The 15,357-nt window shown below is 42.4% G+C and carries 17 protein-coding genes and 1 pseudogene; 4 read left to right on the top strand and 14 right to left on the bottom strand.

Going from position 1 to position 15,357, the window contains the following annotated elements:
• Window positions 1-136: 136 nt before the first annotated feature.
• The gene (locus tag KP803_RS09960; protein WP_248008673.1) at window positions 137-799 is read left to right on the top strand and encodes a hypothetical protein; all 663 of its coding nucleotides are present in this window, start codon (window positions 137-139) and stop codon (window positions 797-799) included.
• Window positions 800-895: 96 nt separating this feature from the next.
• Here KP803_RS09960 and KP803_RS09955 read toward each other — a convergent pair whose 3' ends face one another.
• The 7 genes and pseudogenes from KP803_RS09955 to KP803_RS09925 all read right to left on the bottom strand — a co-directional run bounded on the left by KP803_RS09955 (window position 896) and on the right by KP803_RS09925 (window position 4,611).
• The gene (locus tag KP803_RS09955) at window positions 896-1,393 is read right to left on the bottom strand and encodes a GNAT family N-acetyltransferase (RefSeq protein ID WP_248008672.1); all 498 of its coding nucleotides are present in this window, start codon (window positions 1,391-1,393) and stop codon (window positions 896-898) included.
• Window positions 1,390-1,662 (bottom strand): type II toxin-antitoxin system TacA family antitoxin, encoded by a 273-nt coding sequence (locus tag KP803_RS09950; protein ID WP_248008671.1) that lies wholly within the window; start codon window positions 1,660-1,662, stop codon window positions 1,390-1,392. Before KP803_RS09950 ends, KP803_RS09955 begins: the two co-directional genes overlap by 4 nt.
• A gap of 239 nt (window positions 1,663-1,901) precedes the next feature.
• Window positions 1,902-2,594, bottom strand: a complete 693-nt coding sequence (locus KP803_RS09945; RefSeq protein WP_248008670.1) for a hypothetical protein — start codon at window positions 2,592-2,594, stop codon at window positions 1,902-1,904.
• Window positions 2,591-2,764 (bottom strand): hypothetical protein, encoded by a 174-nt coding sequence (locus tag KP803_RS09940; RefSeq protein ID WP_248008669.1) that lies wholly within the window; start codon window positions 2,762-2,764, stop codon window positions 2,591-2,593. Before KP803_RS09940 ends, KP803_RS09945 begins: the two co-directional genes overlap by 4 nt.
• A 290-nt stretch (window positions 2,765-3,054) precedes the next feature.
• A pseudogene (locus KP803_RS09935) lies at window positions 3,055-3,481 on the bottom strand (DUF3653 domain-containing protein).
• A 444-nt stretch (window positions 3,482-3,925) separates the two neighbouring features.
• Complete coding sequence (yciH, locus tag KP803_RS09930; RefSeq protein ID WP_248008668.1) at window positions 3,926-4,237, bottom strand: stress response translation initiation inhibitor YciH; 312 nt, start codon at window positions 4,235-4,237, stop codon at window positions 3,926-3,928.
• Between the two features lie 5 nt (window positions 4,238-4,242).
• Complete coding sequence (locus KP803_RS09925; RefSeq protein ID WP_248008667.1) at window positions 4,243-4,611, bottom strand: DUF3319 domain-containing protein; 369 nt, start codon at window positions 4,609-4,611, stop codon at window positions 4,243-4,245.
• A gap of 158 nt (window positions 4,612-4,769) precedes the next feature.
• Between KP803_RS09925 and KP803_RS09920 the strand changes: the two genes are divergently transcribed.
• Entirely contained in the window at window positions 4,770-5,684 is a 915-nt protein-coding gene (locus KP803_RS09920; RefSeq protein ID WP_248008666.1) for a tyrosine-type recombinase/integrase, read from the top strand.
• On the opposite strand, the gene KP803_RS09915 is transcribed toward KP803_RS09920, so the two are convergent.
• Entirely contained in the window at window positions 5,671-6,687 is a 1,017-nt protein-coding gene (locus KP803_RS09915; protein ID WP_248008665.1) for a D-alanine--D-alanine ligase, read from the bottom strand. The two genes, KP803_RS09920 and KP803_RS09915, sit on opposite strands and share 14 nt — an antisense overlap.
• A 161-nt stretch (window positions 6,688-6,848) precedes the next feature.
• Window positions 6,849-7,442 carry an SPOR domain-containing protein gene (locus KP803_RS09910; RefSeq protein ID WP_248008664.1) on the bottom strand — a complete coding sequence of 198 codons (594 nt, stop codon included), beginning with the start codon at window positions 7,440-7,442 and terminating at the stop codon, window positions 6,849-6,851.
• Between the two features lie 247 nt (window positions 7,443-7,689).
• On the opposite strand from KP803_RS09910, the gene KP803_RS09905 reads away from it, so the two are divergent.
• Window positions 7,690-10,371, top strand: coding sequence for a bifunctional acetate--CoA ligase family protein/GNAT family N-acetyltransferase (locus KP803_RS09905; RefSeq protein ID WP_248008663.1), 2,682 nt, complete (start codon window positions 7,690-7,692; stop codon window positions 10,369-10,371).
• A 53-nt stretch (window positions 10,372-10,424) separates the two neighbouring features.
• Here the strand turns inward: KP803_RS09905 and KP803_RS09900 are convergent, their stop codons facing one another.
• The 5 genes from KP803_RS09900 to KP803_RS09880 all read right to left on the bottom strand — a co-directional run bounded on the left by KP803_RS09900 (window position 10,425) and on the right by KP803_RS09880 (window position 14,410).
• Window positions 10,425-11,321, bottom strand: a complete 897-nt coding sequence (locus tag KP803_RS09900; protein ID WP_248008662.1) for a LysR family transcriptional regulator — start codon at window positions 11,319-11,321, stop codon at window positions 10,425-10,427.
• Window positions 11,322-11,714: 393 nt separating this feature from the next.
• The gene (locus KP803_RS09895) at window positions 11,715-11,966 is read right to left on the bottom strand and encodes a hypothetical protein (RefSeq protein ID WP_248008762.1); all 252 of its coding nucleotides are present in this window, start codon (window positions 11,964-11,966) and stop codon (window positions 11,715-11,717) included.
• Window positions 11,950-13,668 carry an SgrR family transcriptional regulator gene (locus KP803_RS09890; protein WP_248008661.1) on the bottom strand — a complete coding sequence of 573 codons (1,719 nt, stop codon included), beginning with the start codon at window positions 13,666-13,668 and terminating at the stop codon, window positions 11,950-11,952. Before KP803_RS09890 ends, KP803_RS09895 begins: the two co-directional genes overlap by 17 nt.
• Before the next feature lie 65 nt (window positions 13,669-13,733).
• Complete coding sequence (locus KP803_RS09885) at window positions 13,734-13,970, bottom strand: DUF3389 domain-containing protein (RefSeq protein ID WP_248008660.1); 237 nt, start codon at window positions 13,968-13,970, stop codon at window positions 13,734-13,736.
• Window positions 13,967-14,410, bottom strand: a complete 444-nt coding sequence (locus tag KP803_RS09880; protein WP_248008659.1) for a hotdog fold thioesterase — start codon at window positions 14,408-14,410, stop codon at window positions 13,967-13,969. The genes KP803_RS09885 and KP803_RS09880 overlap by 4 nt, the downstream gene beginning before the upstream one ends.
• A 99-nt stretch (window positions 14,411-14,509) precedes the next feature.
• On the opposite strand from KP803_RS09880, the gene KP803_RS09875 reads away from it, so the two are divergent.
• Window positions 14,510-15,301, top strand: a complete 792-nt coding sequence (locus KP803_RS09875) for a M48 family metallopeptidase (protein WP_248008658.1) — start codon at window positions 14,510-14,512, stop codon at window positions 15,299-15,301.
• Window positions 15,302-15,357: the final 56 nt, after the last annotated feature.

Here is a 15,357-nt window from a genome sequence, read left to right as displayed (position 1 = left end):
TTTATCATTGCACAGTACATAACAAGGCGTTTAAACGGAACAAAAATAGTGGGTTACGTTTCGCTTCGCTACACATTTTAACCCACAATTTTAGTCCGATTAATGCGGCGTTAGGGTACTCTCGAGTTAGGTAGTTATGGATAATAATGAGCAATATGAAAAGTTAATGTTCGATTGTTGTAGTGAGATATTGAAACCGCATATAGACGAAATAACTAACGGTACAGAAGTAGACCTACCGGAAAAAGAATTTATAGACATCCTTTATCATAACTTCTACGACATCATGGAAACTTATGAAGCACTCGAACTCTCTGGAGTGTTGCTTTCAGTAAAGGGACCTAGAAGCAATAAAATATCTGAAGATAAATATTGTAGATATGTGATTAATACATATCTTCAGGACATGTACATATTAAAAGAAAGACTAAATTCCTACGCTACAAAAATTAAGCGAATGCATAATAGTTTAGGTCGTACTCAAATTGTTGAGTTACTTATTGAACCAGTTTTTGATGTAATTAAATCCAGCTTTAAAGGAATTGTAGATACTCGAGGAAGTCATGTGCATCAACGAAGGTATACGGACACAACTCTAGACGATGCAAGCTTATTCTCTTCAACTGCTAAATCAGATCCTAAATTTTCACCAGTATCAAAAGCTAGCATTGAGTTACTAAAAGAAGAATGGGGCGAAAGAATTATAGGAAATAATGCAAAAGTTAAAGAGTTACTTAATTATTATTTTGCATGTTTATATGGTGTAATCCAAGAAAATCAGCAAGTTATTGTGCCGTAGTACCCTAACAACCGCTTAAGCGGGCGATAGCCATCTAGGAGAAGGATGAAAATATATATCGATAAATACAAAACAGTAATCAGTAGTAACATTTCACTACTCGAAACTAACCCTGACATCTGCGATGGTAATAAAGAGTTTATTCTCTGCATCCTGTAACGCCTGAAACCCGTAGCGTTCGTAAAAGTGTTTCGCGCCGTCTTTCGCATCGACAATGACCATCGGAAAGGCCACACTATCACTGGCGGAGACCAGTTTACGCAGCGCATCAATGAGCAACCATTCCCCAAATCCTTTTCCCTTATAACGGTCATCGATCGCCAAACGAGCTATCAATCCACCGGAGCTGGCCGACTGATGTTTCTTCTGCAGGGCGTCAGGTAACGCAGTCAGATCGATCGGGGTCATCGTCAAGGTGTAATAGCCGATGAGGATGGTGCTGTCGTGCTCGTCTTCGAGAACAAACGTACGCGTGTTGTCTTTCTTACCTTGCTGGCTCGCCATCACTTTTAAGTAATGATTCAATGGCTCGATCCCACAATCAAAGTGGCGTCGATTGTGCTTGGCTTTGTCTAACAACACGGTGTGCATCATTGTGTTTTGCTCTCATAGCGATCAGCGGCCGCTTTCAATTTCGCATTCGGGGTAGCGGGGAGCTCAAGTGCCTCGATGAACAGCATCGCATCGGCCTGGCTCAATTTCAGCACTTGATCGCGTTCAATCACTTGTTTCGCTTTCTCAACCGCGGCACTCAAGACGAACGAGTTAATGCTCGACATGCCGGCAATCGCGGCCGCTTTACTCAATAACTCCTGGGTGTCGAGATCGACGCGCGTGGTGATCCGAGGTAATGTACTGGCCATAGTCAGCTCCTAAAGTGTCAAAAGTGGCACATACTTCATTATGGTCGCAAAGCGAGGAACATTCAAACGTTGTGTCACTTTGGCACTCAATCAACCCGTTCGCCTGAGGGCTACGGTCTCGTTATCCAGATGACTTTTAACGATGACCTCTTGAGTTTCTTCGTCAATTTGCCTCAGTCTCTCGAGGAAAACTTGCAGTCCCTCAGGGCTACCCAGGTTGTCTTTTGTGAAAACCTCTGTCATTTGTTTATACTCTTTTTTCTAAGCGCAGTCAGGATAGCTTTCATGCGCTCAGGGGTAGCTTTAGGCGCATTGGGGGCAGGGGCGGTGCGGTTTTCCGAGCGGGGTAATTTGCTGTCCTCCCTTGCTTTAAACTGCTTCAAAGTTCGATGAAATTCATCCATTCGTCCTTGAAGATAATCAAGATACCCAACGTTAGGAGAAGACAGGGTGTCCACTTCTTCGGGCCACACTTTCTTATGGATCATACCCCCAGATTGAGGATCAACCTGAAAGGTCAGTTGCATCGCGGCACTGATCCGCTCTGAAATGACATCGTGCTCCAGATTTTGATAATAGGTCGCGGCGTTGTAGCCGCCCGATCCGGTAAACAGAAGCGCCCCACTGACCGCAGAATCCCCAACGGACGTGTCAATCAGCAGGCCTTCTTCTTCGGTAAGGGCGATGACCCCAATCTCATCCCGCTCGTCGAGCTCGGCGACCAAAGTGTCGTACTGCTCATCCGACAACAGCCTAATCAGCCCGGCTTGAGCAAGTAAGATAGGGATCTCGTCCCCCGAAAAGAAGACGATTTTACCGTCCCAAATCACGTGTTTTCGAGTGAGACAATGAACGTGCTCTAGGGTTAGCTGACTAACCCAAGCTGCATCGCCCGCAATAAAGGCGCCTTCAAGGGCGAGGATGGTTGTCATTGTTTTTTAGGGGCGTACTTAGCGTTGGTGTGTGGAACCTTAAGGTTGACGACCTTCTCTGGTCGCGCTAAAGCCAACGCCCATAACTGGGCATCGCGCTCACTGAAGATGAGCGGGTTCGCGCTGGTCGGTAGGTACCTTACGGGGGTTTCAGTTCGTGAGGTTTTCATGGCTACTGTCCTTAATGAATGGAGACTAAAGGTTTGGGGCTCAAACGAGGGCGACAAAGTCGGCCGGTGTGAACACCACGCGTGAGTGATCCGTGTCTCTCTCAATTGAGGCTCTCATCGACGTGGCGTTGTTTTTCGTCCCGTTGCTTCAATTTCTCTAAGATCTCTTCTTTTCGCTCTGGACTGACGTTCGGAGGGATCGAGGTTAGCGGATTGATGCGGTACTTAGAGCGTGGGTGCCTTTTCTTCATGAGTGAACTCCTTTCTATTGACCATAATCTGTCGGTTAGTTATCGAAATTTCGAGGGGATCCAAGGGCTAGCGGGGGGGGCGGTGACCACCGCCACGAAATAGATCCTGGTGAGGTTTCGCCTGGGGGCGAGTGGGAGAGTCAATTCGGCCATGTAGTTCACGGAATTGACGGTGCTCATCACGCCAATAAGCAAAACTGAGTAATTCTTTGGGGTTGAATTCGCGAAACTCGGGCGTACGCAAGACGGCGCGTTCAACATTGATGCGAAAACCGTCCCAACGAGGATCGTGAGGTAAATAGCCACGCGCATGGATATTTAACAATTTTTCCGCGATCGGATTGATGGACGTGGCACCGGATAACCAACGTCGAACCGTGGCCGGTTGGACATGAAAAAAGGCGGCAGCGTCGTGTACATCGATAAAATGCCAGTGAACCAATTCTGTAAACTTTGGGGTTCTCATTGTGATCGTCCTTCAATATCTGGAAATTAACAAAAAATATTTTCCTCCTAAAAAATGGCCGTTTTTGACAGGAGGCTGCCAAAAACGGCCCAAAGGACAAAGTACGCAAAACAAGATATACCGCAGCGTTTTGGCTTAATCTCTAAATAATGAACATAAATTAGGAATAATGTACGAACATTCAGTGAGATACAGCGTGAACTGTGCAAAATAAAACAAGGTTAAGGGTTTGATAAGCCAAAGAATTTAAGCTTGATTGGTGCGTATTATCTATCTTATGTTAAATGTGAATTGCTATAAATAAGAGTACTAAATACTCTTCTCTACTACTCGCTTGTCTAGCCTAACCGTATTAAACATAAGTGCTATTTACCATAAAGTAGATAATAACTAACTTGCTATCTGTCGATATACGCTAGTTATTATCTTTGAGCGCTCTTTCTTTTAACCACCGGAAAGCTTAACGGTATGGCCTTTCTTTTCTAGATGAGCCTTGATCTTGTCTCGCGCATCACCTTGAATCTCTATCGCTCCATCTTTTACAGAGCCACCACAGCCACATACTTTTTTTAGTTCAGCTGCGATGAGCTTGAGCTGCTTGTCTTCAAGGTCTAACCCAGAGACTATACACACACCTTTGCCTTTACGACCTTTTGTTTGACGTTGAATTCGAACAATGCCATCGCCTTTAGGACGCTCAGCCACAGGTTCTTCTTGTTTAATACGACCAATATCTGTTGAATATACAAGACTCATTATTACTACTTTCTCTGTTGTTCTGCTTTCTGTTTCGCAATTATATACGCTTCAATATGTTTTTGTATCGCGATTTTAGAGCCTTTAATTAAACGGCCATTAAAAAAACAATACCAAGTGTTTGGCTCCCCCGTATCGTTTTTCAACGCGTACCCGTTAAAGTCTTCTGCAACTGGTGACCCGGTTGTTTCTCTCTTTTGCCCAACGGATGAAAACTCTTTTGGGTCAATGATTGTGGCAGTATCACAAAACCAATCGATACTTTTTTTTACCGCAGCTAAACTACCAGCCAAAACATGGTTTTTTATTTTAGCTTGCCAGATATTATTGTCAGAGGACTTTAGGTTAAAACCTTTGTAAATTGTCACAGCCATATGCAATATTCTTGTTATGTTAGTTTCTTAAATAATAATTGTATCTGCTCGGTTATCAAGTATATTTGCAACTTATCCGCGATTTTTTTAAAGATTTCATGAGAAAAAAGATTCCTAAAATTACCGACAAGCTAAAGATTATTCAGTGGAGAAAACAAATGTCTTCTCCAGTGTCTTTGGAAGCGTTTGATGAATTAACCTCTGGCGTATACAGCCGTAACTCTCTACTTGCACTGGTTAAAGATTGGAATCTATTTCGCATTTTCTGTTTTGAAAAACAAGTCAATGTATTACCCGCCTCGACAACTGCCGTCAGACAATTCATAGAGCATGAGGCTAAAACTCGAAAGTTCTCCACCTTAAAACGTTACACTGTGACTATATCTTTAGTTCACCGTCTTTTAGCAAGCCATGACCCTATTGCAAATAGCCAAGTAAGGTTACTTATCGCTAAATACCGCCTCGACAAAAATGGCGATGCCAAACAGGCAACGAGTTTTACTCTTGAGCATTTAAATGAACTAGATGAGTGCTTATCGAAAGAGCATTGCCCGAAGAATATTAGAGACCTAGCAATCTATTTTTTAATGTTTGAATGTGTATTGAAACGCTCTGAACTCAAAGCTCTCACTATTGGCCAAGTCGACAGTATGGAATCGTACTTACATGTTAATGTTCAGCAGCATAGCTATCGCTTGAGTGAGCGTGGGACATTTGTATTACGGCAATGGCTTTCGATTTCAGGAGGAGCGTCTGACTGGCCATTGTTTCGTGCGATAGATAGGCATGGAAATATCAATCATTCTGCAATGGATGACTCGTCAATTTACCGTGTATTGAGGAATGCAGGTACTTTGATCCAATATCCTGCAGTATTCTCTGGTCAATCAACCAGAATAGGTGGCGCCCAGCATTTAGCTAAAACTGGCCATAAACCAAAAGAAATTCAAGAGTTTGGCCGATGGCTATCCCCTGCTATGCCATACCAGTATATTGGGAATAGGCAAAAAGCAGAGACGAAAAGCAAATCTTTAAATCAATCAGGCCTTGGGAATAACGCTAGCTGTGAATAGATGTAGCTTCATTCAGTGAAGTTTCGATGCAATTCGCTAAAAACTCACTAAATGTATGACCATTATTTTCTAACATTTTAGGGAACATCGATATTGGTGTCATGCCTGGGAATGTATTAACTTCATTTAGATAAATATCACCACCTTCTGTCAGAAAAAAGTCAATGCGAGATAGATGGCGTAAGCGCATTTGTTTAAACACCTTTGTAGCGCTTGTTTCTATTGTTTCTAGTTGTAACTCTGTAAGATCAGTCGCTTCTATTTTAGTGCTTGAATGACTGTCGGCACTGTATTTCTCTTCGTAGCTGTAAAAAGCATCTGATGGAGCGATGACCTCACCAGGTCTAGACAAAAACAGTTCGCCGTCAAACTCGTACGCTGCAACTTCTAATTCACGAGGTTTGACTGCTTTTTCAATGAGCACTTGATCAGAGTAGCCAAATGCGGAATCGATTGAGCTTTTTAATTCAGATAGTTCTGTGACCTTGTAACATCCTACTGAAGAGCCCTGACGTGCCGCCTTAATAAAAAGACTTCCCCACGTTTCTAGAGCTTTTTCCGCCTCCTTTAATGCTTCAGCATCATTTTGAGATAGAAATAAGTAAGGTGTATTAGGAATATCTAAAGCGTCATACCATAATTTTGATGTTATTTTATTAAAGCTATTGGTACTGGCCTCGGGGCCGCAGCCTAAGTAAGGGATACTGGCTAATTCAAGCATTGATTGAATATCGCCTGTTTCGCCAGGGTAACCATGAATACATGGAATAACAAAATCAATGGGGGTTTCTGTTGTGTCACAATTTAATGTGGCTTTGTTTGTGTTGAGTGAAACAAGCTTGCCTAAGTCGTTGTACCAAGCACCTTCACGCATCTCTACCCTAATGACGTTAAAATTTAAACTGTTTGAAAGCTGTTGCTGTAAATAATCTGCAGAGAGTAGCGAGACTTCATGTTCCGAAGAACCTCCACCGCACAAAAGAAGAATGGTTGTATTGGTCATTAGTGTTGTTCCATAGCTCTACAAAGTATTGAGTAGCCATAATAATAAAAATGAGCCAAAACGGTAGCGCAACTTTAAAAGTTTTACGCGATTTTGGCTCATTTGCTTGAATGTTAACCGTATCAGGCGCTGTAAACGAACAACCCTTTACAATAAACGCTTTAGTTTAGTTTATTGAGCGTCGGGAATTCAGAGTTTTTGATCGAGTCGATGCTCTTAACAAAAGGTTTTAAGTTTCTAAATTCGGTAGGTAGTACGCTAATCGCTTCTTTTGCTTCGTTACGCGTTGCATAGTCACCGTAGAGAACGGTATACCATTTCGTTCCATTTACGACTTTGTAGTTTTCCCAAACAGGCTGGTTAGTATTGTTTGGCAACATACGAGCGAACTCATCGACCTTAGTTTGAGAGCCGACTGCCACTACCTGGATGGTGAAACCGTAGCGTGGGTTCATTGCCACCTGCTTTGCTGTTGGCGGAATAATTACAACAGCGGCTGCTTCTGGGCTTTTCTTTACGACCATTTTCTCTTCAGCTGCTGGTGATACCTTAACGACATTCTGCTCTTCATTGCTTTGAGTCACGTTGGTTTCGGTAATACCGTCAGCCGTGCCTTCATTAGAAACAACCGGTTTTTCTACCTCGGCAACTTTATAGTCTTCTTTATAACTATCTGAAGTCACATCAGTGATGTAAGTATCAGACGCACAAGCTGAAAGAAGCACAGATAGGGCAACAATTGAAATCTTTTTCATGAAATGTACTTATGTCCTTTATAGAGATTACTGTAAATCATGCCGATTGAAGAGCTTAGAATCAAGCCAACAATTTAATTATATATCAATACTCTGTGATACATGACACAAACTAGATTTTATGCCCGCTTTAACTGTACGAAACGAGAACTATAAGCTCACATATTGTTACGTAATTGATTAATCTAATATTGAATAAACAGGCTGTTAGATAACTTTCCTGTGACCAAAAGCGGCAGAGCAAACCATGAATACGTTAGATCATTTATTAAAACCCACATCAGTAGCCGTGATCGGTGCTTCGACTAAAGAGCTACGGGCTGGCAATATTGTAATGAAAAACCTCCTACTAGGCGGGTTTGAAGGCGCAATAATGCCCGTTACTCCAAAATATCCATCGGTTTGTGGCGTCTTAGCCTATAAAACGGTCGACGCTTTACCAATAACGCCGGACATTGCAATATTATGTACGAATGCATCTAGAAGTGTCGAATTAGTAACAGAATTGTCTTCTAAGGGGATTTCTACCGTAATCATACTCTCGTCTGATATGGCTCAAGTGAATTCAAACAATGTTTCTATTGAAGAACAATGCCTCGAAATTGCGAAGAAGGCCAATATGAGAATATTAGGCCCGAATAGTCTTGGGGTGATTTTACCTTGGCTAAACTTTAATGCGTCTTTTTCTCCAGTGAGTGCTTTGAAAGGGAAAATCGCTTTTATTTCCCAATCTGCGGCAGTTTGTACCACCATCCTTGATTGGGCTAACGATAAAAACATTGGTTTTTCAGCATTTTTTTCTCTTGGCAATGCATTAGACATCGATTTCGCTGAGCTTCTTGATCGCTTAAGTATGGACTCCCACACAGAGGCGATTCTTCTTTATGTCGATACAATAAAAGACGCCCGTCGATTTATGTCCGCAGCTAGAGCCGCTTCCAGGAACCGAAGGATTTTGGTGCTAAAAGGTGGCCGCACTACTGGAGGGCGTAAAGCCGCTCAACGCCACACAGGAGGAAGTGATACGCTTGATATAATCTATGATTCTGCCATTAGACGTACCGGTATGCTTAGGGTAAATAACACTCACGAACTCTTTGCTGCGGTTGAAACACTGACACATTCGGTTCCTCTTAGGGGCGAACGTCTTGCCATTATTACCAATGGTGGTGGCCCCGCAATCATGGCCGTAGATGCGTTACTTGAACGGGGGGGCAAATTAGCAAAACTTGATGATGAAACAATAGAAAAACTCAGTACTCTACTTCCACCAAGTTGGTCACATAATAATCCAATTGATTTGGTTGGGGACGCAGGGCCGAACCGTTATGTTGCAACACTTAATACACTTCTAGACAGTAACCTTGCAGATGCCATTTTAATTATGCATAGCCCGTCTTCGGTATCCCCGTCAGAACAAACAGCGCAAGATATAGTGGATGCAATAAAGGCTCACCCGAGACATAAGCAATTTAATATACTTACCAATTGGTCAGGTGAACTGACAGCAAAACCCGCAAGGCTAGTATTTACACAAGCAGGAATACCGACCTATCGGACACCAGAGAGTGCGGTGGTGGCATTCATGCACTTGGTGGAATATAGGAGAAACCAAAAGCAACTGATGGAGACACCAACCTCGTCTGAACCAGTTCACGTCGTAGAACTTAACCAGGCTAAAGAGTGGATTGGAAGAAAGTTAAGTGAATCTAACTCCGTGATATTAGATACGCACCAGATTGGTAAATTCCTTAAATATTTTAACTTCAATGTTCTGCCCACTTGGATTGCCAGTGATGCCATTGAGGCTGTTCATGTCGCAGAACAGATTGGATATCCAGTTGCGGTTAAACTACGGTCTCCCGATATCGTGCATAAGTCAGATGTACATGGCGTCATGCTAAACCTTAGAAATAGTGTTGAGGTGGCAAATGCAGCACAAGCGATTCTAGATAGAACTAAACTCTCGTATCCTGCCGCTAATATTCACGGTCTTCTTGTTCAAGGGATGGGTAAGCTTGCCGGTGGTGAAGAAATTAGAATTAAAGTAAAAACCGATCGCACATTTGGTCCGGTCATTCTGATTGGACAGGGAGGCTCAGAGTGGGATGAATCTATAGACGCGGCTGCCGCTCTGCCTCCACTTAATATGACCCTTGCTCGATATTTGATTGTCAGAGCGATCAAGAGTGGAAAGATCCGCCCACAAAAACTTCCAGAGCCTATGGACATTAAAGGACTCTCCGAATTTTTAGTGAGACTTTCTCAAATGGTGGTTGATTGTCCTCAGGTTCAAGAACTGGATATTCATCCACTACTCGCTAATGGAACTGAATTTACCGTTCTCGATGCCGATTTAACGCTTAAGAAATACGAAGGTAACGCACATGAACGATTGGCCATTAGGCCGTATCCCGTAGAAATGGAAGAAAGCCTGGTCCTTAAAGATCACACTAAGATCTTGTTACGCCCTATTCTTCCTGAAGATGAGCCACTTCACGCTGAATTTATAAATAACGTCTCTAAGGAAGATTTATATAAACGATTCTTTACTGATGTCGGTGAGTTTAACCACGAAGCATTAGCGAATTTCACTCAAATCGATTATGACCGGGAGATGGCGTTTGTAGCCGTATCGAATGCTGACGGAAACGCGTCGATCATTGGAGTGTCTCGAGCTTTGATCAATCATCAAAATAGCGATGCAGAATTTGCCATTTTGATTCGGTCTGATTTAAAAGGAAATGGCTTAGGTAAAGTCCTACTAGCAAAGATTATTGAGTACTGCCGTGATAAAGGAACAACACAGATATCAGGTATGACAATGCCGACTAACAGAGGAATGTTGACTCTAGCGCAAAAGTTAGGCTTTGAAGTCGATGTACAGTTCTCTGATGGTACGGCAGATATGGTATTGAAGCTGAACTAAGTTTCGTTATACACCCTTTGTGCACTCAAAGGGTGTTTCTTAAATATCCGAGTCTATAACGGGTTCACTAGGTTCCAATGTTGGGTTAAGTATTGAATGCACCAATTCTTGCTATTGCCCATATTATTTCGTTTCCACGCCAAAACGATCTCTATGTCTTGTTCGTCAGTACCGTCGATTAGAGAGAGCTTTCCCTGCTCTATGAAGGTATTCGCGACCTGTTTCGGTAAAGTACCAATCCCTAACCCAGCGATCAGTGCATCGACTTTTGCATGAAAGTTAGTCACAGTTAGTCGTGGTTGTTTATCTAATACATTGACGGTTTGGATTGGGTGCTCAAGCGCAGTATCAGCAATAGCAATTACTTTGTATTTCTGACGCTCTTGATCATTAAGCTCGCCGACACGTCTATGTATGTAATGATCGTTAGAGGCTACCCAGACCATAGACATTGATCCAATCACTTGCGCCTTCAGATCTTGTGGGATCATCCCTACCTTAGGGCAGATCAATAAATCAGCACGTTCTACTGCAAGTGCTTCCCAACAGCCTGCCAGGATCTCTTCTTGAAGCTTTAGTTTAGTACTACTGATCTCTTCTAATTTTGATACCAGTGGAAAGAAATTATTTACTGGAATAATACCATCGAAGGCTATAGTCAATTCTAACTCCCATCCATTAGCCAATGCAGATGCTTTATCCACCAAGTCATGGGAAGCACCTAGAATGAGCCTTCCCTGTTCTAGTATTAATCGTCCGACCTCAGTAAAAGCGGCTTTGTGACCTGAACGGTCAAAGATCATCAAATCTAAGTCTTGTTCGAGTTTTTGTATTTGATAAGTTAGCGAGGAAGGCGCCCTATCGAGCTCTTTGGCTGCACTGGCGAAGCTACCTCGTCTATCGATAGCGTCTAAAATATGAAGAGCTTCAAGTGTAAGTGGGTTTTGCAATGGAATTCCCTTTCTAAGTCGGCACTTATATAGAGTATCCAAATAACAAAAAACCAGCAATAATTGCTGGCTTAGATAATGCTCATTCAAAAAGTTTTAATAAATTGGGCTGAACGAAGATTAATTATTAGACATCTCTCTTTTCACCATAACCACTGAGGCAATGATAAAAGTGATGATTAAACCGATTTCCACATGTAACTCCTGAATTCAAACTGTAACAAAGTGTGTCTAGCGGGGATTCTAACATTTGTTCGGGAACATAAAAGGCTTTAACTTATTTATTACGTAAATACCGGATTTAGATCAATAAATGAGCATAACTAGCAGTTGTAGAAGGTAAAACTAGAAGATAACGATCATGATATGTTAATTAAATGTAACGATAAGTACTTATTTAAACGTAACTTTTCCGCCAATAATCTTAAAAGCAGGCAATCCTCTTATCAACGCCTCCCGAGCAAAGTTAATTAAGCACTTTGGGCAAGTTCCAGCCTCTGTCGTGTAATCCGTAACAATACGTTCCTGAAAACACTTCACGAGCGAACCTTTACCGCCCTTACGGTATTTATACAGTTGGGTCTTACACTTTGCACAATAGATGTCGACCGTTCTAGTTGGCTGCTTCTTATTCGGTTTCGCCATCATAAGGCCCCACAACTAAATCGGGCTTTACCCAAGCTCGGCTAAAGTCAAACCAACCGAGAGCATTGCACTTGGCATTTTGTAGTGACCCGCATTGATCTTGGCTTACACCCAACCAACAGTGAAACATGGGCACTAGCTGTAAGTTTTCGACTAATGACTTACCGAGTGCTTTAGCAGGGAATGCCCCGTGTTCCGTACTTCGCCAATCATTGATTAAGCTAACCCAGTCCTCAAAATGCTCATCTTTACTCATTAACTTGATATCGCTGTAGCCAAGCAACCAACCTGCCAACGCATCATCACGATTATTAGACACACTCATTGGCTTTATCCAAATGTCGATTTCATCTGTATTAGGTACCGAGATGTCGTATTTAATAGTGTCTAGTTTTAGTCCATCTTCTTTTAGTATCTTTTCAATTATCTTTGCCAATGTTGGGAACATCGGATGATGAGCGTGATAAGCAATGGTAATCGTTTTTGTTTCAGGGGGAGTCACTGAACAGTTTGCTCTGCTTTGGTGATACCAACCGGGCTTTAACCCATGAGCTGGCAAAACACCTAATTCGACGAGTTTATTATCCGGTAACATTCGAAACAGGTTCATTGTATGAAGCTTATTAGTGAAGTATTCAGCCCAGTCATTACGTGCAGCGAGCCCATCCCTTCGATTCAAAAGTAAATATGTGCAACCGGGATCAAGTTTTACTTCTTCATTATGGCCACCTAATTCGGGTTTAATCGGATTAGACAAGCTAGGGAAAATCATGGTGGAGTGAACTTCATCAATCACCCAAACTTCAACACGATCAATGAGTGGTCTAAAACCGAAGTATCCATCAAATGCTTGAAGTATTAGTCGTTTGTCGTTGTTCTCTACGATCTGGTAAGGTCCGGTACCTACTGGCATTAGATCATAATTTTCGGCCTTAAGATCATTCGGTAAGCCAATCTTGGCTCTTGTTTCTGCGAGTAATAAAGGAAGTCGCCAATCGTCTGTAGAAAGCTCAATATCAACGATCCAGTCACTTGGCGAGCTTATATGTTCTATATGGGTATAAAGTGGCACAGTTTTAAGCAGTTCAAGACTATTGATTATATGTTCTGTTGTTAATACAAGGCCATTATGGAACCTAACCCTTGGTCTTATATAAAAACGCCATTTTTTGCTAGAGATCGCTTCCCAGCAGTGCGCGAGATCGGGCTGAAGTGCATCTGCTTCGTCTAGTCTGGTTAAACCGCTGAATAGCTGCTGTGCTATGTGTTGCTCAGAACGACGCATATTCTTAGTGGTATTGAGCATAGAAAGCGGACGGTAGTACGGCAATCGTATAACTTGTTGCCCTTCTTGATGCTGTACCCCTAGGTAACCATCAATCACTCTTGCAAGCTTGGCACTATCGTTATTGAGGACACCTAAAGCATGGGATATTCGCCCTTCATCTAAGTACCTCTTGGCGAGTGTCTCATTAACATCTGTACGGCTTCTTTTGAATTTGAGTTGAGACAACTTCCCTCGACCAGGCGCTGGGTGCCATTCAATCCAGCCCTGCTCTTCCATTTTATTCAGTACGATCCGAGCATTTCTACGTGTGCAATATAAGATCTCTGTGATCTCATCGAGTTGAATGCCTGTGTCTTGGCCTTTAAAATGTTTGAATAGGGACTCAAATTGAACTCTTAGGCGGGGACTACTCATAAAGGGGAAATCTCTAGCTTGGATCGTAAGCTAATAGTTTCCCCTTTTTATAACAATGAAGCAAGCTAATCGATAATAGCACAGCCTAAAACATCGCTTATTTCTTTAAGTTGCTGTTCATTATCAAGTTTTAGTGTCCATTTGCATGAACTATCATTGGCGATGACTACGTTAGCGCCCTTACCCATTAAAGTAACAGCGTCGCTAATTGCTTGAAGCGCAATATGATGTTCACCATCGACTCTTACGGTAAGTTCATGTGGGGTCACAATGATCTTACCTTTTGAAAACTCAATGATCATTTCGTCACTCTTTTATCTGATTTATGCTTTTTGACTGCGATAGTCAGACGGCTAGAACAAACTAATCGTTCTCGCTCATCGACAATATTAATTTGCCATACTTGGGTAGATACCCCCAAATGAATAGGAGTAGCGGTTCCAGTCACATAACCACTTCGCATTGCTCTTATATGGTTAGCATTGATATCTAGCCCAACGCAAAAGAAATTGTCATCGACACACATATTAGCAGCGACTGAACCGAGTGTTTCTGCTAATACGACAGAGGCCCCGCCATGAAGCATGCCGAGTGGCTGGTGGGTAATTGGGCTGACTGGCATGGTTGCAGAAATACTGTTGTCATCAAACGTAGTATATTGAATCTGCAAGTGCTCGATAAGGGTATTCTTTGAACTACGATTAAGCTGTTCAATATCTAGTGTTTTTTTCCAGATAGTCATTTAGCACTCTTATGGATTGGGTTATAGTTATTCCAATTGTTGTGAATCTAATAATTCATCACGGTATGACTAATTTGCCTTTCAATATGGAGATTGTAAATGCAAACATCGTTTAAATTACCTGTTCTTTGTTCTGTTATCGCATTAACAGCTTGTAGTTCTTCGCCTACAGGACGAAACCAATTAACACTATTTTCCGACGAAGAGATGAGTTCTCTTGGTGGTCAATCATTTGAACAGATGAAAAAAGACCAGCCGATCAGCACCGATAAGAAAACGAATGCCTACGTTCAGTGTGTTGCTGATGCCGTATTGGCTCATGTTCCAAAGCAACCGAGTTTTGACGAATGGGAAGTCGTCGTATTCGACAGCGACCAAGTGAATGCCTTTGCCCTACCCGGCGGAAAAATTGGTGTTTATACTGGCCTATTAAAAGTGGCAACCAATCAAGATCAACTAGCCACGGTCATCGGCCACGAAATTGCCCATGTATTGGCTGATCATAGTAACGAACGGCTGTCTCAATCCCAACTGGCAAATGCTGGCTTGCAGGTGACGAGTATCGCGTTAGGCTCCTCAGAATATGCTGAATATAAATCAATGACGATGGCGGCTCTTGGTATCGGAGTTCAGTATGGCGTAATTTTACCTTATGGTCGTACTCAGGAGTCAGAGGCCGATATTGTCGGTTTAGACTTCATGGCCCAAGCAGGGTTTGATCCAAATCAGAGTGTCGAACTTTGGAAGAATATGGCCAAAGCCTCAGGTGGCGCTCAACCACCAGAGCTTCTCTCTACACACCCATCGCACGATACTCGTATCAATGATTTGAAAGCAAAAATATCAACGCTACCAAATCAAAATACAAAAGTGCCTAGCTGTAAAAGTTAACACTCAAATTTGAGTAACCATATAAGTCAAAAATGGCGGCGAAATCAATCACCGCC

The sequence above is a fragment of the Vibrio amylolyticus genome (assembly GCF_023145695.1).
GTDB classification, from domain to species: Bacteria; Pseudomonadota; Gammaproteobacteria; order Enterobacterales; family Vibrionaceae; genus Vibrio; species Vibrio amylolyticus.
This window is presented reverse-complemented; position numbering and strand designations above follow the sequence as displayed.